Raw genomic sequence first — 20,556 nt, 5'->3', positions numbered from 1 at the left:
TTATTTGTGAAACATTGAACAAATAGTGAACATTTTGTGAAATGGTGAGCATGAATCGTTCGGCATGTAAAAGTAAGGGAGGATGTAAGGCTGTGAGTGAGCTGTTTTTAGCAAGATTTCAATTTGCTTCAACGACATTATTTCATTTTATTTTTGTTCCTATGTCAATAGGTTTGGTGTTTATCGTCGCATTGATGCAGACCCTTTATGTCGTCAAGAAAAAAGACATCTATAAAAAGATGGCGAAGTTTTGGGGTCACCTGTTCTTACTTAACTTTGCAGTAGGTGTGGTGACAGGGATTCTACAGGAATTCCAGTTTGGGATGAACTGGTCAGATTATTCAAGGTTTGTCGGTGATGTCTTTGGTGCACCGCTTGCCATTGAAGCACTTTTGGCCTTTTTCCTTGAATCTACATTTATTGGACTTTGGATATTCGGCTGGGATCGTCTGCCGAAGAAGATTCATTTATTGTGCATTTGGCTTGTTTCCCTTGGTACGATCTTTTCGGCGTTTTGGATTTTACTCGCTAACTCATTTATGCAGGAGCCAGTTGGATTTGCCATTAAAAATGGCCGTGCAGAAATGAATGATTTTGGCGCTCTTGTGACGAACCCGCAGCTTTGGGTTGAGTTCCCGCACGTTCTGTTTGGTGCGCTGGCAACAGGAGCTTTCTTTATTGCAGGAGTTAGTGCCTATAAAATGATCAAAAAACAAGAAATTGCCTTTTTCGAAAAATCATTCCAGATTGCGATGGTTCTTGCTTTAATTTCTGGCTTAGGTGTAGCGTTTTCTGGACATGATCAAGCGAAGCATTTAATGAAATCACAGCCAATGAAGATGGCAGCAAGTGAAGCCCTTTGGAAGGATAGTGGAGATCCAGCGGCTTGGACACTTTTTGCCAACATTGACACAGATAAAAAAGAAAACTCTGCGGAGATCAATATTCCGTTTGCCTTAAGTTATTTGGCTTATCAGAAGTTCAGTGGAGATGTTCCGGGCATGCTGACACTTCAAAAAGAATATGAAGCCAAGTTTGGCCCTGGAGACTACATTCCACCAGTGAAAACAACATTCTGGAGCTTTAGGATCATGGTCGGTGCCGGCATGCTGATGATTTTTGCTAGTATGATTGGCTTGTACTTAAGCTTTAGAAAGAAACTTGAAACAAACAAATGGTATTTACGCTTCATGGTATGGATGATTGCGTTCCCGTTTATTGCGAACTCAGCCGGCTGGATCATGACTGAGATCGGGCGTCAGCCGTGGACCGTCTTTGGTATGATGACGACGGCTCAATCGATTTCACCGAACGTATCGTATGGCATGCTGTTATTCTCAGTCATTAGCTTTACGGCGATGTATCTGATTCTTGCTATTGTGCTCGCCTACTTATTCATTAGAGAAATTAAAAAAGGTGCACATTCTGAAGAGGATACAGATCAAAAGGATGAAACGGACCTGTCTACGGATCCATTTGATGGAGGGGCATATCATGGCATATCTTAACGAGATTTGGTTTATTCTTGTCGCAGTATTGTTTGTTGGATTTTTCTTCTTAGAAGGATTTGATTTTGGTGTCGGGATGTCCATGCAGCTGCTTGGAAAGGATGCGCACGAGCGCCGCATTTTAATCAATACGATTGGTCCTTTCTGGGATGCGAATGAGGTCTGGCTGATTACAGCTGGCGGTGCTATTTTCGCTGCATTTCCTCACTGGTATGCCACGATGTTCAGCGGATACTATATTCCGTTTGCGGTTCTTCTCTTAGCGCTCATTGGGCGAGGAGTTGCCTTTGAATTCCGAGGGAAGGTTGAGAAAGCCTCTTGGATTAAGGCGTGGGACTGGGTGATCTTCTTTGGCAGTCTGCTTCCGCCGTTTTTGCTCGGTGTGTTATTCACGAGTATTTTACGCGGGATGCCAATTGATCAAGACATGAACATGTACGCTGGATTTACGGACTTTGTGAATCTTTACTCTGTGATCGGCGGGTTAGCTGTGACGGTTCTTTGCCTGCTGCATGGCTTGATTTTTGTCACACTTCGTACAGAAGGTGATCTAAGAGATCGTGCAAGGAAACTAGGCCAGCGTGTCCTGCTCATTGCCCTTCCTGTTCTTGTTATATTTGTCGGTGTTTCCCTCATTGAAACAGACATTTATACCGTACGCCCGATCATCACCATTCCGTTAACTGTGCTGATTGTGGTTTGTTATATAGCTGCCCTTGTTTTGATGAGAAAAGAACGTGATGGCTGGACATTCTTATTCACAGGCGCAGGCATCATGGTGACGGTGGCCATGCTGTTCACTGCATTGTTCCCGCGCGTCATGATTAGTTCAATCAGCCATTCGTTTGATCTCACAATTCAAAACGCTGCATCTGGATCTTATTCACTGACGGTCATGACGATTGTTGCCGTTTCTTTGCTGCCCTTTGTGCTTGGGTATCAAATTTGGAGCTATTATGTCTTCCGTAAACGTGTAAGCGGTAAGGAGCCAATGACCTACTAATGGATAAACGTTTGCTTCAATTAAAAGGAATGAGAGGGCTTCTTGCCCTCTTAGGTATTGTGTCACTCATCCAAGGAGCAAGTATTATTTTCCAAGCACAGTGGCTGGCACATGCCATTACAACGCTGTTTGACGGGAAAAGCCTCTCGCAGGCAACGCCTTATGTCCTGCTGTTTCTTGCTGCCTTTGTTGTGCGGCACGGTCTCACCTTGATTCGGGAGAAGGTCATGTTTACCTACTCTTCCCGAATTGGAGCAGACGTCAGAAAGCAGCTGCTAGACCAACTCTTTCGATTAGGGCCTGCCTTTGCAAAGAAAAAAGGGACAGGAAAGCTTGTCACATTAGCAATGGAAGGAATTGCTCAATACCGTCAGTATTTACAGCTGTTTTTGCCGAAAATGGTGAACATGGCAGTGATTCCGGCGATGGTCCTTATCTACGTGTGGACATTAGATGAAACATCAGCCGTCATTTTAATTGTGACGCTGCCAATTTTAATTATTTTTATGATTTTGCTAGGCCTTGTTGCTCAGCGTAAAGCGGCCAAACAATGGAGATCGTATGAGAAATTATCCAATCATTTTACTGACTCTCTCCGGGGCCTTGAGACGCTTCGTTACTTAGGTATCAGCAAAAAACACTCCCGTAATATTGCGGAGGTGTCAAAGCGATATCGAAAAGCGACCATGAGTACACTGAAGGTCGCCTTTCTGTCATCGTTTGCCCTCGATTTCTTTTCCATGCTATCAATTGCAACCGTCGCTGTTTTTCTTGGCTTACGTTTAATTGAAGGAGAGCTTCTGTTATTGCCGGCTTTGACGGCGCTTATGCTGGCGCCGGAGTATTTCCTGCCGGTACGTGAAGTGGGAAATGATTATCATGCAACGTTAAATGGAAAAGAAGCGAATGAAGCCATGCAGGTCATTTTAGAAGAAAAAGGCTTCCGCGCCCAGGAGACACAATCTGTGCAGCTGAATAAGTGGGATGAACAATCCGTGCTCACCCTGCAGGATGTTTGTGTCCAGCATGACGAACATGCCCCTTATTCCATTCAGGATGTAGATCTCACTGTCAAAGGGAAGAAAAAAATCGGCATCATTGGTGCCAGTGGTTCAGGGAAATCGACGTTAACCGATGTTCTCGGCGGCTTTGTTGAACCGTCTTCAGGTCAAATTACGCTAAACGGCCAGCCGCTTGTTCATTTACAGATGAACGAATGGCAAAAGGAAGTTGTCTATATGCCGCAGCATCCCTATTTATTTCACATGACATTAAGAGAAAACATTCGTTTTTATGAACCGAATGCTACAGACGAAGAAGTGGAAAGAGCTGTGCATGAGGCTGGCTTATCTCAGCTGGTTACGCAGCTGCCAAATGGACTGGATGAGGTCATTGGAGAACAGGGAAGAGAGCTAAGCGGCGGACAGGCGCAAAGAATTGCGCTTGCTCGAACTGTGCTGGGCCAGCGGTCCATTATGCTGTTAGATGAACCAACGGCGCATCTCGATATTGAAACAGAGTATGAACTGAAGAAAACAATGCTTCCACTGTTTGAACATAAACTTTTGTTCTTAGCGACACACAGACTCCATTGGATGCCGGACATGGATGAAATCATTGTCATGGATCAAGGAACCGTCGCAGAAATGGGGACACATGAATCATTAATGCAAAGAAAAGGCGTTTATTATCAATTGGTACAGGAGCAAATGGGGGCGGTCGCACATGGTCAGTAAAGGCTGGTTTATACCTTATATCAAGGAGAATCAAAAGCTGTTTGCCTTGGTTTTATTTTTAGGAGCCATTGCGGTATTCTCTGCTTCTATGCTGATGTACACGTCTGGATTTCTCATTTCAAAAGCTGCGACAAGACCTGAGAATATACTCATGGTCTACGTCCCAATCGTGGCTGTACGTACCTTTGGTATTTCGCGCTCTGCTGCCCGCTACGCAGAAAGGCTGGCAAGCCATCAGCTCATTTTGACAATGATTGAAAAAATGCGTGTACGCCTCTATGACATGGCTGAACGAAGTGCCAAACAGACAAAGCTGGGGACAGGTGAAATGCTTGGTCTCTTGTCAGATGATGTGGAGAGACTGCAGGACGCCTATTTAAAAACCATCTTTCCTTCCATCGGTGCACTGCTTTTATATGCCGCATCCATTGGAGCACTTGGCCTTTTTTCATGGCCTTTTGCTGGACTGATGCTGCTTTATATGGCACTTCTCGTATTCGTTTTCCCATACGTCACAGTGCTTGTGAACCGGGCAAGACAAATTCAAATGAAAAAAGGCAGAAATGAACTGTACAGCCATTTAACAGATGCAGTCATGGGCGTTAGTGACTGGCTGTTCAGCGGCAGGCAGAAAGATTTTGTGGATGGATATGAGCAGAAAGAAGCACAGCTGTTAGCACTTGAAGCAGCGAAACACCGATTTATCCGCGTGCGTCAATTTTTGGCACAGCTCTTGATTGGAGGAGCTGTCGTGCTTGTTGTGTATTGGAGCGGCTCGGTCGTTCAGTCAGGATCCATGTCACACACACTGATTGCAGCCTTTGTGCTTGTGCTGTTTCCGTTAACAGAAGCCTTTCTTCCGCTGTCAGATGCAGCAGGTGATATTCCCGTCTATCAGCATGCCGTCAGCAGATTACATCATTATGAAAAGCAGTCATATGAAGGAGTAACTGAGAACGAGGCAGTGGAACAGTCAGCCATTTCTCACGATGAAGCTGTCTGTTTTGATCAAGTGTCCTTTCGGTATGACACGCATCGATATGTCCTTCAAGACCTGTCCTTTTCTCTGAAGCAAGGGGAATCACTCGCGCTTTTAGGAAAAAGCGGTGCAGGCAAATCGACCATTTTAAAATTGTTAGAAGGGGCAGTCGTTCCAAATCAAGGAGCGGTCAGCATTCAAGGGAAATCGGTTCAAAGCATTCAAGAGAAGGTGTCTGCCTATGTGTCTGTGCTCAATCAACAGCCTTATTTATTTGATACGTCTGTTTTAAACAATATTCGTTTAGGATCTCCAGAGGCGACAGAAGAACAGGTAAAAGAAGCAGCAAGACAAGTGCAGCTGCATGATTACATTGAGTCTTTGCCAGAAGGTTATCATACTGGTGTTCAGGAGACAGGGGTTCGATTTTCAGGTGGAGAAAGACAGCGTATGGCGTTAGCTCGGATATTGCTGCAGGACACGCCGGTTGTTGTTTTAGATGAACCGACCGTCGGGCTTGATCCACGGACAGAGCGTAAATTGCTTGAAACCATCTTCCGTGTGTTAAAAGGGAAAACAGTTATTTGGATTACCCATCACCTGACTGGCTGTGAGGCATGTGACCGCATCATGTTTATTGAAGATGGGCGCATTGAGATGCAGGGTCAGCATCAGGATTTACTAAAAGAAAACACGCGTTATCAAAAGCTGTATAAAATGGATCGTCCATTTTATACAATATAAATGAATGAAATGACAAGAACGTTCGGACAGGAAATCTCTGCCCGAACGTTTTGTGATTTAAGGGTTTACTTTCCCAACACCTGCATTTGATATCACTTCTGATTTCACATTGTTCACGTTAAGCAAAGAGTAGTTATAAGGAGGGTTATACGTACCTGTTGAAGACGTTGGCAGACTGCCTGTGCTGTTAATATACGAGTTGTTGATGACATGCCATGTACCAACTTGACGGCTGTCCCAGCTTCCGATCGCATTTTTGGTGTTTTCAAATACGTTGTGTTCAATTCTCATCTTCGCGCCCATACGCGAGTTAATCGCTGTTGTGAGGATGTCTTTGTAATAGTTGTTATAGACATGTCCTTCCCCGAAGCGCATAGACGGTACACGAGAGTTCAGGTTTTCAAAGCGGTTGTTATGGAATGTAATTTTTCGATTGTAGTTATCGTTATCTGAGCTGCCCATGAGCATTGTTTTCCAGCTGTCATGTACATAGTTCCACGAGAAGGTAATGTAGTCAGAGTCATTTTTTACATCAAATAAACCATCGTAGTCATCCTTCCCGGAATTCAATGTATTGTACAGTTCATTATGATCAACCCATATGTTTTTAGCACCGCCTTCAATCCCGATGGCATCTTTGTCACCGATTTTGCTGTGGTGGATTTTCAAGTTGCGGATGATGATATTATTGGCACGCCATACTTTAATGCCAATCCCATTCAATTCGCCGTTCGTCCCTTTACCGACGATCGAGACATTATTCGTATCTTTCACATCGATTTTATTGGCTGATGTGTTAGAGGGGGTAATCGTCCCGTCTACAACAATTTTTAATTTTTCGTTTGTTCCTTTATTTTTGAGGGCAGCCAATAGTTCATTTCCAGTTTTGACTGTGACGGTTTTACCGCCTTCACCGCCTGTTGTGCCGCCATTTAATGTGGAGAAGCCTTGTTGATTAAAGTTGGCCATAATAGAAGGGCTTTCTGGATATTTGGCTGCTGCCTTTGCCTCCCCGTTTGGTGCAAATAATGAAGTGACGAGACCGACAGCTAATACACTGGCTAACATTGGAACTTTTCTCTTCAAAGTCAACATCTCCATTCTATTTTATTTTAATGAAAACGTTTCCAAAATAAGCTGTGATTCAACCAATCCTCCTTCCTTCACAAGCATTGCTTCTTTCGGAATGTAGGATGAGCATAGCATGCAAAAAGGTATCATCGGCTAAGGATAGGCGCAGCGTATTCCATGATTTTCTAGGAAGCTAAGCCAATGATTATTTCATTTTCATCTTCATGAGATAAGGACCATTGTCGATAGGTATGAGGATGACATCTTGATTATGGAGAGGAGGCTCTCCATTTCGTAGAAAATCAAGATGATTACGAACGCATCATTTTGTTAGAGAAGAAGGAATGCCATAATCATTACATAAGAAAAAATTGGATATAAAACGAGAATCATAGAGGATATGCTAAAAAATAAGGTTCATTTTAAACGATATTGTCATCCGTGTCGTCTCATGAGTAAGAGAAGAAAAGGAAGGAGGGGCGTGTTTGGAGCAGACAGAAGAGACATTATTGATTCAGCGGGCAAAACAGGGAGATGATGCCGCGTTTACAGCCCTTTATCGGCATCATTATTCCTTTCTTTACCGATATATGTTGAAGCTCACCCTTCAACAAGAGCTCGCAGAGGAAATCATGCAAGAAACGATGCTGAAAGCGTATATGAAACTTTCTTCATTTAGAGGAGATGCCTTATTTTCAACCTGGCTCATTTCGATTGCATCTAGGCAATTTTTAGATCACCAGAAGAAAAGAAAACGTGAACAAATGAGAGAAGGTAAAGCGAATCAGGAAGCCATACGCCGCTTTAAATGGGACGTTCAGCAAAAGGGGAACACATGGCATGACATGTGGGATGCTTTAAATGAATTAAATGCTCAGGAGCGAGCACCAATTATTCTGCACTATTATTATGGCTTTACCTACCCAGAAATGGCTTCAATGCTCGGAATGAGAGAAGGTACTGTGAAATCGAGGGTTCATCATGGATTAAAGAAAATTCGAAAGGAGTGGGATTTATGAAGGAAGATCGTATGACCGAACGTTTAAAAGAAGAGCTTAAGCAGCTAGACGAACAAATTGAAGTGGAAAAGCCAAGTGAGCAGGCTGTCATGATGATGCTGAAACAGGCGAAGGAACAAGAGAAAAGGCGTTTAAAACAAGAAGTGCTGGCATACATTCTGATCAGTTTGACCATTCTGGCACTCTTTGCAGCTGCCATTACCCATCTGCCTATCATCTTCATTGTTCTCCAAATAGTGAGCGTCCCCATCTGCTTTGTTGTTGGCTACAAGGAATATCAACATATCAAAGGAGGGTCTTCCTTATGAGTCAGATGGAAATGATCATCTTATTGTGCGTCTTGCCGTTATTGTTTGCACAGGGCTTTCTTTTATTTATGGATGCAAAGAAAAGAGGGCGTTACAAGTGGTTCTGGGGCATTGTCGGTCTCATTAACTTTCCATCGTCTTCTATTTTATATTGGCTTTGTGTCGTGTTACCTGATCGAAAAAGAGGCGGGAAGCCCCGAAAAGATTGAGTGCATCCGATCAAACTTTTGACCCTTTTTTCGTTGGAAAACGAGCTAGAAATTCATCATGATTCATGTATTTGTCAAAGAAAACGGGACGAGAAACATTCGCTTGTTCGTTTCTAGCACATTAGTCATTCCTTGAGCGCTTATTTTTAATGACAATCGCTGCGACTGCTTGATCTATCTCAATTCGGCATCATTTTCATCTGTTATCAATATTGATCAGATTTTACAATTGGTGTTAAATTAGTCTCAATATGCGTTAGAAAATCTAACAATTAAATGTGTGAAGATATCTACAAGGAGGCAGATGCGACATGTTGACCTTAGATCGAGCAGCACAAACAGCACAAAGCTACATCCACCGTGTGTTAGAAGAGGTGGAAAAACGAAATCCCGGAGAAGAGGAATTCCAGCAAGCCGTAAAAGAAATTCTGGAATCACTCGTCCCAGTTTTTGCAAAGCATCCAGAGTATGAAAAACAAGGCATTTTAGAACGGCTCATTGAGCCTGAGCGGCTTGTGGTATTTCGAGTGCCATGGGTAGACGATGAGGGCAAAGTACAAGTCAATCGTGGGTTTAGGGTTCAATTCAATAGTGCCATCGGTCCTTATAAAGGAGGCATTCGTTTTCATCCAACCGTCAATGCAAGCATTATCAAATTTTTAGGGTTTGAACAAATCTTTAAAAACGCACTGACTGGTATGCCGATTGGCGGAGGGAAAGGCGGATCGGATTTTGATCCTAAAGGGAAGACCGATGGAGAAATCATGCGTTTCGTTCAAAGCTTTATGAGTGAACTCGGCCGATATATTGGACCTGATCAAGATGTACCAGCAGGTGATATTGGTGTAGGAGCACGCGAAATTGGCTATATGTTCGGACAGTACAAGAAAATGCGTGGTGCTTATGAAGCGGGTGTACTCACGGGGAAAAGCCCTGGATTCGGAGGCAGCTTAGCGAGAAAAGAGGCAACAGGCTACGGACTGGTGTACTTCATGGAGGAAATGCTGAAAGCACATGGGCTCCAATTTGAAGGGCGTTCAGTTGTTGTGTCGGGCTCAGGAAATGTGTCTATCTATGCAATGGAAAAGGTAATCGAATTAGGCGGTAAGGTTGTGGCTTGCAGTGATTCAAGCGGAGCGATTTATGATCCTCAAGGAATTTCACTTGAGACCATCAAGCAGCTCAAGGAAGTCGAGAATCAGCGGATTGGGGCATACATAGACATTCACCCGCATGCTGAATTAATTGAAGATTGCGAACAAATTTGGTCCGTTCCTTGTGATATTGCGCTGCCATGTGCCACACAAAATGAAATATCAGAGGCGCATGCACAGCAGCTTGTAGAAAATGGTGTCATCGCTGTAGGAGAGGGAGCCAATATGCCATCCACTCTTAAGGCGGTCAAAGTATTTGAAGAGAATCGTATTTTATTTGCGCCAGCAAAAGCGGCCAATGCTGGCGGAGTAGGTGTATCAGCACTGGAAATGGCACAAAACAGTGCAAGAATATCTTGGACATTTGAAGAAGTAGATGCTCAGCTGAAACAAATGATGCAGTCTATTTATCGTCAGTGTACAGAGACAGCAGACGAATATGGACACTCAGGGAACATCATGGTTGGAGCAAATATTGCAGGATTTCGTAAAGTGGCAGATGCCATGATCGCACAAGGCGTGATTTAACTCCTGCTCTCCCGCACCTGTTTATTTCATGACAAGATGGGGAATCGTCTTTTAAGGATGACAATAAGGAGGCGCGGGAGAAATGAAAAAATGGCTGAAACAAATTGTCAAATGGGCACCTGTAATTTATCCATTGGTGAGAAAAATATATAAAGAGCGAAAAGCATCTAAACGTCGTAACGTATCAGCCGGATAATCCGGCTTTTTTTTATGCAAACATACAGAGCCTGTGTTGTAAGAAAAAAATAATAGAATCGAATGATCTATTTTCTCCCTCTCTTCGTTAAGTACATAACAAACGGAAAGAGGAGGAAATAAAAGATGAACATGAAGAAAGCAATGTTAACCATTCCACTGAACGCAGCGTTATTATTCCCAGCGGCTCATATAGCAAGTGCACATGAAGGACATATGCATGGGGGGCGAAGAAGACGTCTTCGTCACAAGAGGTGTCAAATAAAGCAACAGATTTTCGAGCAGCACTAGATCAGCTGTTTTCAGAGCATGCCTATTTAGCAGTGATCACGATGCAAAAAGGAATTGACGGCAGTAAAGACTTCAATCAAGCAGCGGCGGCTTTAAATGAAAACACGAATGACTTATCAGATGCAATTGCCTCTGTGTATGGAAAAAAAGCAGGCAAACAATTCAAGGACATTTGGTCAAGTCATATCGGCTACTTTGTTGACTATGTACAAGCCACAGCGAAAAAAGACGATGCAGGTAAAAAGAAAGCGATGAAGCAGCTTGATCAATATCGAATGAAACAAGCCGATATGCTCGATCAAGCAACAGACGGCAGACTGAAAGCAAGTGAGCTTGAAGAAGGCTTGAAGATGCATGTGAATGAACTGTTAAAAGCGTTTGACAGCTATACTGAAAAGGATTTTGATACGACCTATGAAACGGTTAGAAAATCCATTCATCATATGTTTGAGGTAGGAAAAGGCGTGTCATGGGCCATCACAGATCAATTTCCTGGGAAATTTGATCAAAAGTCAGTGGATACACCAGCAGCGGATCTTCGTGAAGATTTAAACTACTTGTTTTCAGAGCATTTGGCACTCGCGGTAGTTGCCATGCAAAAAGGAAATGATGGCAGCAAGGACTTTGAGCAGGCTGCAGCAGCTTTAAATGAAAACACAAATGATTTATCTGCTGCGATTGCATCTGTTTATGGTAAGGATGCAGGCAAACAATTCAAAGACATTTGGTCAAGCCATATCGGCTATTTAGTTGATTATGTCAAAGCGGATGCATCAGGGGATCAACAAGCAGAAGAAAAGGCTGTCAAAGATTTAGATGCGTATCGAATGAAGCAAGCGAAATTCCTAGATCAAGCGACAGATGGACGTTTAAAGGCAGCTGATCTTGAGGCTGGTTTGAAAACACATATTGATGAGCTGATCAAAACATATACGTCTTACCATAATGGCGAATATGATCAGCTTTATCCGACAGTGAGAGAGGCTTATGGTCATATGTTCATGGTTGGTCAGGATGTCGCAGCAGCGATTGTTGATCAGCATCCTGAGCTGTTCAAATCCAACATGCCTAATGAAATGCCGAAAACAGGCATGGGAGGCACAGCAGGTCCTTTAGGCATGTCCTATGAAGCATTTGCGGGAATGATCGCAAGTTTAATCCTAGCAGGCGGTGCAGCCGGTGCATTTTTCCTCATTCGCCGTAAGGCATCAAATTCTAACTCATAAAGACAGGTGGGAACGTGCATAATCGTGCCGTTCCTTTCTTCAAAAGGAGGCCGGCTTAGATGAAGAATTGGCTGCTCAGTATTCTTTCGCTTCTCATCATCACAGGCTGTTCATCACAGTCAATGAATGAATCGTCATCCTCAAAAAACATATCAGCTTCTAAGGAAATGACCACACATCAAGCTGAGAAAAAGAACCACTCACACGATACATTAAAAGACGAGCCGTCTGGTATTGTACCAGCAGAAATCGCCATTCCCGCGATTGATGTCAAAGCAAAAGTGGAGAAAACAGCTTTATCAAAGGATGGCAGTATGGGTGTCCCTCAGGAAACAGACAACACGGCTTGGTTTGAAGATGGTCCAAAGCCGGGAGATAAAGGGAATGCCGTCATGAACGGCCATGTAGATAATAAATGGGGTCCATCGGTTTTTTATCGATTAAAGGAGCTAAAAAAGGGAGACAAGGTGATCGTCACGTCTTCATCAGGAAAAAAGCGAACCTTTGAAGTCATAAAAGTAAGAGGCTATCCGCGTGAAGAGAAGCCTAATGCGTTTTTTGGATATGCCTTTACACGGAATCTCAATTTAATCACTTGTACAGGGACATTTGATCATGCAGCAGGTACGCATGAAAAAAGATTGGTTGTCTTTACCCAGCTGATTTCTTCATAAAGAAGGCGGGTACACGATGGTGTACGCCTTTTTTTCGTGGTTTTCGCAAGTATCTTTCAAAAAGATTCATAGGACATTAGATATGGTTAGTTGTATAAATAGGGGCATTTGTCATATATATGAGTTGGCAATTTTTATTTCTTTTCAGTAGAATATGAGTAATGAAGAGAACTGCAAGCGTATACAACCTGTCCAGACAAGGCAGATTCTCCACCCCTACATAAGGAGGCCGATCTGATGCTGAGTAAAAGACTGGCGCACATCTTAAGTCAGCTCATGGCAGCTGAGACCCCGCTCACAAGCGCTGCACTTTCTGCCAGTTTACAAGTGACAAGCCGCACCATTCGTACAGACATCAAAGAACTGAACGACCGCCTTGCCCCTTATCAAGCAGCTGTAACAGCTGTTAGAGGAGCCGGCTATGAGCTGTTGATCAACGATGAGAATGCCTTTCGCCGTTTTATGAAGGAGGAGGTCGAGCAGGAAGAGCCGCTTGCTGTGCTGCCAGAGGAGCGTGTTCGGTTTATTTTAAAAAGGCTTCTTTTGGCAGAATCCTATGTGAAGCTGGAGGATTTACAGGAGCAGCTGTTTATTAGTAAATCAACGATGAGCAACGATGTGAAATCGGTCAAACGTAAGCTGGAGCCCTTTGGTCTGAAGCTGGAAGCGAAGCCGGGCAAAGGCTGCCGAATCAAGGGATCAGAGATGAAAATCCGTTATTGTATGTCAGAATATTTATTCAATGAATGTCGTTCTTATCAAACGATGCTGAACACAGCTGTTACCATTTTGCCAAAGCATGAACTCGAATTGATTCAGAAAACAATGATCAATTATATCAATGAGGAAGGTATGAATCTATCAGACATTTGCATGAATAATTTAATCGTTCATGTCGCCATTGCCTGCAAACGAATTAGACACGGAAACTATGTATCTGTTCTTCCAGAGGAAATCAGCGAAATTCCCCGGGCAAAGGAATATAAGGTCGCTAAAAAAATGGTGGAGCGTCTTGAAGGGCTGCTGGATGTCTCATTTCCACAAGAGGAAATTGTCTATATCACCATTCATTTGCTAGGAACAGCCAAAATGGTACAGTCCTTTTCCTCGAGCGGTCAAAAACAAATAGTAGATGATGACACGAGCCGGCTTGTACAGCTCATGCTGAAGGCTATTGATCAAAAACTGCAGCTTGATTTAGCCGGTGATACGGAACTAATGATTGGATTGAGTCTGCACTTAAAGCCTGCCATCAACCGATGTAAATATGGAATGAACTTAAGAAATCCGATGCTTGATGAAATAAAAGCGGGGTATCCCCTTGCTTTTGAAGCGGGGATTATCGCCAGCAGGGTCCTTGAAGAAGAGGAAGGGCTGAGTATTCATGAGAATGAAATCGGATATATGGCGCTTCATTTTGGTGCGGCTTTAGAGCGGAGGAAAATGGAGATCCCGCCGAAGCGGTGTCTCATTGTCTGTGCGTCTGGTGCAGGGAGTGCAAGGCTGCTGCAGGATCGTTTGCGGTCACAATTTGGATCAAAGCTGACCATTTTAGGAACAGCAGAGCTATATTCGCTTCCGCATGTCTCTTTGCATGCCTTGGATTTGATTATTACAACGATCCCAATTCATATGGATTTACCGGTTCCAGTCATTCAAGTGAACACCATTTTGGGAGGCGGTGATTTTTTAAAAATTGAAGAAGCCCTGACGAGTGAAACAAGGGTGACATTGGCCTCTCAATATATGAAAAAGGAATTGGTTTTTACAAAACGCGCCTTTCAAACAAAGGAAGAGGTCATCACCTTTTTAACGCAAAAAGTCATCGATATGGGCTTAGCGCCAGCTGAACTCACACCATCTGTCATGGAAAGAGAAGAGGCTGCCCCTACCTCTTTCGGACATTATACAGCGATTCCGCACCCGATGACGCCGCTGACAGATGAGACGTTTTGGGCGATATGTACATTAGAAAAACCAATCATTTGGGGAGAGAAAAAGGTTCAATTTGTCTGCCTGCTTTGTGTCGAAAAAGAGAATGCCAAAGATTTAAAAGGCATGTACCGCCTGCTGGGGGAGCTTGTGCATAATGTGAAATTCATTCAGCATCTGATCGCCTGTGATACATTTGAAGACATGCTTGATATCATGTATAAAAAGGCTCCATCGTACAAGAACTAACTGTGTGATACTAACTTTTTCCGCTTCCTAAAGGAAAAAGTATGGGTGTTTATGAAAGCGGTTTCATAATATGATGAATGTGTAAAGAATAGCTTCACACTTTGAAAAGGGGGCGTTTACACATGAACATCTTATTGGTTTGCGCAGCAGGTATGTCTACAAGCTTACTTGTCACAAAAATGGAGAAAAGCGCACAAGAACAAGGAAAAGAATATCGTATTTGGGCAGTATCAGGAGATTCTGCGAAAAATCATATTGATCAAGCCGATGTGCTTTTATTAGGACCTCAGGTTCGATATTTATTACCGCAAATGAAAAAGCTCGGAGAAGAAAAAGGAATCCCAGTAGACGTGATTAATACTGTGCATTATGGCGTATGTAATGGCGCTGAGGTTTTAAAATCTGCTGAACAGTTAGTGAACGGATAAAGGGGGCGGAGGGGATGAATGGATTCAACCGATTTCTAGAAGAGAAGGTCATGCCGTTTGCAGGGAAGATTGCCGCTCAAAGACATTTACAAGCATTGCGTGACGGAATTGTTTTAACCATGCCTCTCATTATTGTCGGTTCACTGTTTCTCATTTTAGCCAACCTTCCGATCCCAGGATACAGCGATTTTATGGCAAGTATCTTCGGAGCAGAATGGGCCACGAAACTATCCTATCCTGTGAATGCAACCTTTGACATTATGGCACTTGTTGCGACCTTCGGGATTGCTTACAGGCTTGCTGAAAAGTATGCCGTTGATGCGCTATCATCAGGTGCGATCGCTGTTGCGGCTTTCCTTTTGGCTACACCATATCAAGTACCTTTCACACCTGAAGGCTCAACAGAAGCTATCCTAGTAGGCGGGGGAATTCCTGTCACACTGATGGGCAGTAAAGGTTTATTCGTTGCCATGATTATTGCCATGCTTTCAACCGAAATTTACCGCTTCATTGTACAGCGGAACATTGTGATCAAAATGCCTGATGGTGTACCGCCAGCAGTCAGTAAATCGTTTATTGCACTTATTCCAGGTTTTGTGGTCATCACCCTGATCTGGGTCGCTAGACTTGTGATTGAGATGACACCTTTTGAGAGTATTCATAATATCATCACGGTCTTAATTGGCACACCGCTATCGATTCTTGGTGGCAGCTTAGGCGGCAGTATCGTTGCGATGGGTGTGCAAATGCTCCTCTGGGCATGTGGTATTCACGGAGCAACCATTGTCGGCGGCGTCATGGGGCCAATTTGGCTTGGTGCAATGGATGAAAACCGTCTTGCATTCCAAGCAGGAGAAGTACTGCCGAATATTTTCACAGCGCAGTTCTTTGAAATCTTCATCAACGTCGGCGGAAGCGGCGCAACGCTTGCTTTGGTGCTGACCATGATCTTACGCGCCAGAAGTAAACAAATGAAACAGCTGGGCCGCCTTGCCATTGGGCCAGCCATCTTTAACATCAACGAACCGATCATTTTTGGAATGCCGATTGTCATGAACCCAATGCTCCTCATTCCGTTTATCCTTACGCCAATCATGATGATCATCACCACATATATCGGAATGAGCACAGGGCTTGTGGCAAAACCAGCCGGGATCGCTGTCCCATGGACCATGCCGCCAATCATTTCAGGCTATCTCGCCACAGGAGGCAAAATCTCTGGTGCTGTCATGCAGCTGATTAACCTTGCGCTGTCATTTGCTCTATACTACCCATTCTTTAGAATGTGGGATAAGCAGAAATTGAAAGAAGAAAGTGAGCTAGAAACAAAAGCATCAACTGATGAAAATGTCGTCAGCATGTAATAGAGGGAACAAGGGGGATGCGGCCGATGGAAATGGAACAAATTGTGTTTCAACTCATCCTGCACGGCGGAAATGGCAGAAGCTCCGCGATGGAGGCCATTACATGTGCAAAACAAGGAAACTTTGATGAGGCGAAGCAAAAATTGCAGGACGCACAAGACGCGTTAAATGAGGCGCATCACGCACAGACAGAGCTGATCCAAGGAGAAATCAGGGGCGAAAAGACGGAAATTAGCCTCTTAATGATTCATGCGCAGGATCATCTCATGAACGCAATGACCGTCAAGGAGCTAGCAGCGGAAATCATCGAACTCCATGAAAAAATGAAGCAACTCGGAGGTGTCAATTCATGAAAGAAGGAATCAAAATTGTCACAATAGGCGGTGGATCGAGCTATACGCCTGAGCTCGTCGAAGGGTTTATTAAACGATATCATGAATTACCTGTAAAGGAATTATGGCTTGTGGATATTGAAGCAGGTCAGGAAAAGTTAAACATCGTAGGCGCTCTGGCGAAACGTATGGTTGAAAAAGCGGGTCTGCCGATTGAGGTACACCTGACTCTTGACCGCCGGGAAGCCTTGAAGGATGCAGATTTTGTGACGACACAATTTCGTGTAGGACTGCTGGAAGCACGGGCAAAGGATGAGAGAATACCGCTTAAATACGGCGTCATCGGTCAGGAAACGAACGGACCAGGCGGTTTATTTAAAGGCCTTCGGACCATCCCAGTCATTCTAGACATTGTGAAGGATATGGAAGAGCTTTGCCCAGACGCATGGCTTGTGAACTTTACAAATCCAGCGGGCATGGTCACTGAAGCTGTTTTACGCTACACGAATCTAAAAAAAGTGGTCGGTCTATGCAATGTACCGATTGGGATCAAAATGGGGATTGCCAAAGCGCTTGATGCAGACGTTGAACGCATCGAGGTACAGTTTGCCGGTCTCAACCACATGGTCTATGGATTAGACGTATATTTAGACGGAGTCAGCATTATGGATCAAGTGCTTGATGAACTAGGAAATCCGAACAGCCAGTGGTCCATGAGAAACATTGAAGCGAAAAACTGGGAGCCTTCTTTTGTGAAAGGATTAGGGGTCATCCCATGTCCGTATCACCGCTATTACTATAAAACGAAAGATATGCTGGAAGAAGAGCAAAAGGCGGCTCAAGAGAAAGGAACACGAGCAGAGGTTGTACAGCAGGTCGAGCAGGAATTATTTGAGCTTTATAAAGATCCTGATTTGTCGATTAAACCACCGCAGCTCGAAAAAAGAGGCGGGGCCTATTACAGCGATGCGGCCTGTAACTTAATCAGCTCCATCTATAATGATAAGCACGACGTTCAACCAGTCAATACAGTGAACAGAGGGGCGATTGCCAGCATTCCGGCTGAATCAGCGGTTGAAGTAAACTGTATCATTACGAAGGATGGACCAAAACCAATCGCGATAGGTGATCTGCCTGTAGCTGTAAGAGGACTCGTTCAACAAATCAAATCATTCGAGCGTGTGGCAGCAGAAGCGGCTGTGACAGGAGATTACGAGACAGCTCTTGTGGCGATGACCATCAACCCGCTCGTCCCATCTGACGACATTGCAAAGCAAATTTTAGACGAAATGCTCGAAGCGCATCGTGAACATTTACCGCAATTCTTCAAATCCGTCAATGCTTAACACATAATGGCCCCTTCATGGGGTCATTTTTTATGATTGCCCCATATGGAAACTGGAGAAAGAAGTGTATGATTAGAAAAAACAGCATGTATGGCTTCAAAGAAAGGACTGTTGGAATATGGTTGCAATTGGTTTAATGTTTTACGGGTTTGTCGTACAGCCTGTCATGAGTTATGGTACAGTAATCTTGTTTTTGTATGGTCTTATTGCTTCATTTGTTGGCCTCATTCGGCATAAGGAATATGTGTGGATCTATGTTCTCCGCCTGCTCGTTTGTTTTACCATTCCGGTGACCAATCTGTTGATGTATTTTGCAACGATTGGAGGAGATGCAAGAAAATTTGATTTCCAGCCAATGCCGCTTGTTTATTATCTTGTCTTTATCCTGGAAATCATGATCATCTTTTTGCCAGAGATCTTTTTACTGATCGAAAAAAAGCGGAGCATCAAAAAGAAACAGTGGATATACACAGGGGCGATTGTTGGGGTGTCGGTCTTGTTTTGGTGCACGATTTGATGGGAAGCGGACGGGTCAACTAAGTCTATTCCGCCTTTTTTTCTGAAACTTCTTTCGTCTGACCTTCACAAAAGTAATGGAAAGAGCAAGGATAGAAATCCCAAGCGCCTTAAATAGAAACCGAGTGAGGAACGGTGAATCGTCGAAACCAGTGGCGACGATCATCGATCCGATGCAGATTCCAAAGAACGCTAGTAGATAAGTAAAAAACATACCATCACTCTCCTTATGTATGTGCATTTACCATTATAAGGGATAAAGGAGAGGTGAATAAACAAAAAAGAACCCTTCATGATTGAAAGGTTCTTTTATATGCTTATGCTTGCTTGACGACTGAGTCAACTTCAACTGTCCAGCCGAAGATGTCTGGCTGTGTCCCTTTTTGGATGCCAGTAATGGCTTCGTACAATTTCTTCGATACTTCGCCTGTTTGACCATTTTGGATCACATATGGCTGATCATGATAAATTAATTCTCCTACAGGAGAGATGACAGCTGCCGTTCCAGTCCCGAAAATTTCTTCAAGCTCGCCAGATTGATGTGCTTCAATTAACTCATCAATTGAAATTTTGCGCTCTGTTACTGGAATTCCCCAATGCTTTAACAGCTCAAGTACAGAGTTACGTGTGATGCCTTCTAAAATGCTGCCGTTCAATTCAGGCGTCACGATTTCTCCGTTGATTTTAAAGAAGATATTCATGCTGCCGACTTCTTCAATGTACTTTTTCTCGACCCCATCAAGCCAAAGAACTTGTGAAAATCCTTTCGTTTCAGCAACTTGCTGTGCCTTAAGGCTTGAGGCGTAGTTTCCAGCTGTTTTGGCATTTCCTGTTCCACCCTTAACGGCACGGACAAACTCATTTTCAACGGCAATTTTGACCGGATGAATGCCTTCTTTATAGTATGATCCCACTGGAGATAAGATAATGAGCAGCTTATACGTGCTAGACGGTGCAACGCCTAAATATGGCTCAGTGGAAATAATGAATGGACGAATATACAAGGAAGTGCCCTCTGCATCAGGTACCCAATCCTTATCAATACGGATGAGTTCATTTAAGCCCTCTAATACTGTTTCTGTATCAATTTGCGGAATACACAGGCGGTCATTGGATCTGTTTAAGCGCTCCATGTTTTTTTCCGGACGGAATAAGAGAATTTTTTGATCCTCAGAAACATAAGCCTTCAAGCCTTCAAAAACAGATTGACCATAATGGTAGACCATCGAAGCTGGGTCCATTGGAATGGCCTGATAAGGGATAATTCTTGGATCGTACCAGCCTTTATCAACTGAATAATCCATCACAAACATGTGATCAGTGAAGATTTTTCCGAATTCAAGTTGATCAGATTGAGGTTTTGGTTTTTTTGTTGAACTAAGTTCAACGCGGATGGGTTGTTTTGGCATTGTAAATCTCCTTGCTGTTTGGTTATTTGAAAATTCTAATAATATGAAATAATTATGATTCTATTCTATACCTTCACAAAATATTAGCAATAGGTTTTCTGGAATTCAGACAAGAAAAATCTGTTAAAGCGCTTTCCTTCTCTCTGCTGTCAGTATGACTCCTATCACCCCTTTTTAAAAAAGAAATAAAATCCAAATGCATTATTAACTGATTAATCTGACAATTTAAAAACGAATGGTTTTTCTGTAAGATATTCTTTCAACCATACACCTTTTGACTAGTACATTGCAAGGGACATCGTCATATTTTAATCCTCTTTTTTTTAACCGATAAA

At 43.4% G+C, this 20,556-nt stretch carries 18 protein-coding genes and 1 pseudogene; 17 read left to right on the top strand and 2 right to left on the bottom strand.

Annotation, left to right across the window (positions count from 1 at the left end; translation table 11 throughout):
- The first annotated feature begins 92 nt into the window (after positions 1-92).
- The 4 genes from NSS76_RS18230 to cydC are packed head-to-tail and all read left to right on the top strand — an operon-like array spanning position 93 to position 5,970.
- Positions 93-1,508, top strand: a complete 1,416-nt coding sequence (locus NSS76_RS18230) for a cytochrome ubiquinol oxidase subunit I (protein WP_341082587.1) — start codon at positions 93-95, stop codon at positions 1,506-1,508.
- Positions 1,495-2,511, top strand: a complete 1,017-nt coding sequence (cydB, locus tag NSS76_RS18225; protein ID WP_341082586.1) for a cytochrome d ubiquinol oxidase subunit II — start codon at positions 1,495-1,497, stop codon at positions 2,509-2,511. Before NSS76_RS18230 ends, cydB begins: the two co-directional genes overlap by 14 nt.
- Positions 2,511-4,247: a thiol reductant ABC exporter subunit CydD gene (cydD, locus tag NSS76_RS18220; protein ID WP_133744397.1), complete on the top strand. Its 1,737-nt coding sequence runs from the start codon at positions 2,511-2,513 to the stop codon at positions 4,245-4,247. The genes cydB and cydD overlap by 1 nt, the downstream gene beginning before the upstream one ends.
- The gene (gene cydC / locus NSS76_RS18215; protein ID WP_341082584.1) at positions 4,237-5,970 is read left to right on the top strand and encodes a thiol reductant ABC exporter subunit CydC; all 1,734 of its coding nucleotides are present in this window, start codon (positions 4,237-4,239) and stop codon (positions 5,968-5,970) included. The genes cydD and cydC overlap by 11 nt, the downstream gene beginning before the upstream one ends.
- 57 nt (positions 5,971-6,027) lie before the next feature.
- Here cydC and NSS76_RS18210 read toward each other — a convergent pair whose 3' ends face one another.
- Positions 6,028-7,065 (bottom strand): pectate lyase family protein, encoded by a 1,038-nt coding sequence (locus tag NSS76_RS18210; protein ID WP_034667886.1) that lies wholly within the window; start codon positions 7,063-7,065, stop codon positions 6,028-6,030.
- A gap of 461 nt (positions 7,066-7,526) precedes the next feature.
- On the opposite strand from NSS76_RS18210, the gene sigY reads away from it, so the two are divergent.
- The 13 genes and pseudogenes from sigY (at position 7,527) to NSS76_RS18145 (ending at position 18,813) form a co-directional block, all read left to right on the top strand.
- Entirely contained in the window at positions 7,527-8,060 is a 534-nt protein-coding gene (gene sigY, locus NSS76_RS18205) for an RNA polymerase sigma factor SigY (RefSeq protein WP_341082583.1), read from the top strand.
- Positions 8,057-8,368 (top strand): YxlC family protein, encoded by a 312-nt coding sequence (locus NSS76_RS18200; RefSeq protein ID WP_257802334.1) that lies wholly within the window; start codon positions 8,057-8,059, stop codon positions 8,366-8,368. Before sigY ends, NSS76_RS18200 begins: the two co-directional genes overlap by 4 nt.
- Complete coding sequence (locus tag NSS76_RS18195) at positions 8,365-8,577, top strand: transcriptional regulator (RefSeq protein WP_257802335.1); 213 nt, start codon at positions 8,365-8,367, stop codon at positions 8,575-8,577. Before NSS76_RS18200 ends, NSS76_RS18195 begins: the two co-directional genes overlap by 4 nt.
- 311 nt (positions 8,578-8,888) lie before the next feature.
- Positions 8,889-10,259: an NADP-specific glutamate dehydrogenase gene (gene gdhA / locus NSS76_RS18190; RefSeq protein WP_257802336.1), complete on the top strand. Its 1,371-nt coding sequence runs from the start codon at positions 8,889-8,891 to the stop codon at positions 10,257-10,259.
- Between the two features lie 82 nt (positions 10,260-10,341).
- Positions 10,342-10,455, top strand: coding sequence for a hypothetical protein (locus NSS76_RS18185; RefSeq protein WP_223251037.1), 114 nt, complete (start codon positions 10,342-10,344; stop codon positions 10,453-10,455).
- Positions 10,456-10,580: 125 nt separating this feature from the next.
- Positions 10,581-11,971, top strand: a pseudogene (locus tag NSS76_RS18180) (copper amine oxidase).
- Positions 11,972-12,030: 59 nt separating this feature from the next.
- Positions 12,031-12,645: a class F sortase gene (locus NSS76_RS18175; RefSeq protein ID WP_341082582.1), complete on the top strand. Its 615-nt coding sequence runs from the start codon at positions 12,031-12,033 to the stop codon at positions 12,643-12,645.
- Between the two features lie 237 nt (positions 12,646-12,882).
- Complete coding sequence (locus NSS76_RS18170) at positions 12,883-14,826, top strand: BglG family transcription antiterminator (protein WP_135031494.1); 1,944 nt, start codon at positions 12,883-12,885, stop codon at positions 14,824-14,826.
- Positions 14,827-14,948: 122 nt separating this feature from the next.
- Positions 14,949-15,254 carry a PTS sugar transporter subunit IIB gene (locus NSS76_RS18165; protein ID WP_024423869.1) on the top strand — a complete coding sequence of 102 codons (306 nt, stop codon included), beginning with the start codon at positions 14,949-14,951 and terminating at the stop codon, positions 15,252-15,254.
- Between the two features lie 14 nt (positions 15,255-15,268).
- Positions 15,269-16,618, top strand: a complete 1,350-nt coding sequence (celB, locus tag NSS76_RS18160; RefSeq protein WP_024423868.1) for a PTS cellobiose transporter subunit IIC — start codon at positions 15,269-15,271, stop codon at positions 16,616-16,618.
- Between the two features lie 26 nt (positions 16,619-16,644).
- Positions 16,645-16,971, top strand: a complete 327-nt coding sequence (locus NSS76_RS18155) for a PTS lactose/cellobiose transporter subunit IIA (protein ID WP_025093804.1) — start codon at positions 16,645-16,647, stop codon at positions 16,969-16,971.
- A complete protein-coding gene (locus tag NSS76_RS18150) occupies positions 16,968-18,296 on the top strand; it encodes a 6-phospho-beta-glucosidase (RefSeq protein ID WP_234107446.1) in 1,329 nt (442 codons plus the stop codon). Before NSS76_RS18155 ends, NSS76_RS18150 begins: the two co-directional genes overlap by 4 nt.
- 118 nt (positions 18,297-18,414) lie before the next feature.
- The gene (locus NSS76_RS18145) at positions 18,415-18,813 is read left to right on the top strand and encodes a hypothetical protein (protein WP_024423865.1); all 399 of its coding nucleotides are present in this window, start codon (positions 18,415-18,417) and stop codon (positions 18,811-18,813) included.
- A 316-nt stretch (positions 18,814-19,129) separates the two neighbouring features.
- Here the strand turns inward: NSS76_RS18145 and NSS76_RS18140 are convergent, their stop codons facing one another.
- Positions 19,130-20,221: a branched-chain amino acid aminotransferase gene (locus tag NSS76_RS18140; RefSeq protein WP_024426445.1), complete on the bottom strand. Its 1,092-nt coding sequence runs from the start codon at positions 20,219-20,221 to the stop codon at positions 19,130-19,132.
- Positions 20,222-20,556 lie beyond the last annotated feature (335 nt).

It is taken from the genome of Bacillus sp. FSL R5-0654, from assembly GCF_038008745.1.
Classification (GTDB): domain Bacteria; phylum Bacillota; class Bacilli; order Bacillales; family Bacillaceae; genus Bacillus; species Bacillus safensis.
This window is presented reverse-complemented; position numbering and strand designations above follow the sequence as displayed.

What these genes read in the sequence shown, in the direction of transcription:
- cydB (WP_341082586.1), top strand. Translation starts at nt 1,495, where the DNA reads ATGGCATATCTTAACGAGATTTGGTTTATTCTTGTCGCAGTATTGTTT.
- cydD (WP_133744397.1), top strand. Translation starts at nt 2,511, where the DNA reads ATGGATAAACGTTTGCTTCAATTAAAAGGAATGAGAGGGCTTCTTGCC.
- cydC (WP_341082584.1), top strand. Translation starts at nt 4,237, where the DNA reads ATGGTCAGTAAAGGCTGGTTTATACCTTATATCAAGGAGAATCAAAAG.
- NSS76_RS18210 (WP_034667886.1), bottom strand. Translation starts at nt 7,065, where the DNA reads ATGTTGACTTTGAAGAGAAAAGTTCCAATGTTAGCCAGTGTATTAGCT.
- NSS76_RS18200 (WP_257802334.1), top strand. Translation starts at nt 8,057, where the DNA reads ATGAAGGAAGATCGTATGACCGAACGTTTAAAAGAAGAGCTTAAGCAG.
- NSS76_RS18195 (WP_257802335.1), top strand. Translation starts at nt 8,365, where the DNA reads ATGAGTCAGATGGAAATGATCATCTTATTGTGCGTCTTGCCGTTATTG.
- gdhA (WP_257802336.1), top strand. Translation starts at nt 8,889, where the DNA reads ATGTTGACCTTAGATCGAGCAGCACAAACAGCACAAAGCTACATCCAC.
- NSS76_RS18185 (WP_223251037.1), top strand. Translation starts at nt 10,342, where the DNA reads ATGAAAAAATGGCTGAAACAAATTGTCAAATGGGCACCTGTAATTTAT.
- NSS76_RS18175 (WP_341082582.1), top strand. Translation starts at nt 12,031, where the DNA reads ATGAAGAATTGGCTGCTCAGTATTCTTTCGCTTCTCATCATCACAGGC.
- NSS76_RS18170 (WP_135031494.1), top strand. Translation starts at nt 12,883, where the DNA reads ATGCTGAGTAAAAGACTGGCGCACATCTTAAGTCAGCTCATGGCAGCT.
- NSS76_RS18165 (WP_024423869.1), top strand. Translation starts at nt 14,949, where the DNA reads ATGAACATCTTATTGGTTTGCGCAGCAGGTATGTCTACAAGCTTACTT.
- celB (WP_024423868.1), top strand. Translation starts at nt 15,269, where the DNA reads ATGAATGGATTCAACCGATTTCTAGAAGAGAAGGTCATGCCGTTTGCA.
- NSS76_RS18155 (WP_025093804.1), top strand. Translation starts at nt 16,645, where the DNA reads ATGGAAATGGAACAAATTGTGTTTCAACTCATCCTGCACGGCGGAAAT.
- NSS76_RS18150 (WP_234107446.1), top strand. Translation starts at nt 16,968, where the DNA reads ATGAAAGAAGGAATCAAAATTGTCACAATAGGCGGTGGATCGAGCTAT.
- NSS76_RS18145 (WP_024423865.1), top strand. Translation starts at nt 18,415, where the DNA reads ATGGTTGCAATTGGTTTAATGTTTTACGGGTTTGTCGTACAGCCTGTC.
- NSS76_RS18140 (WP_024426445.1), bottom strand. Translation starts at nt 20,221, where the DNA reads ATGCCAAAACAACCCATCCGCGTTGAACTTAGTTCAACAAAAAAACCA.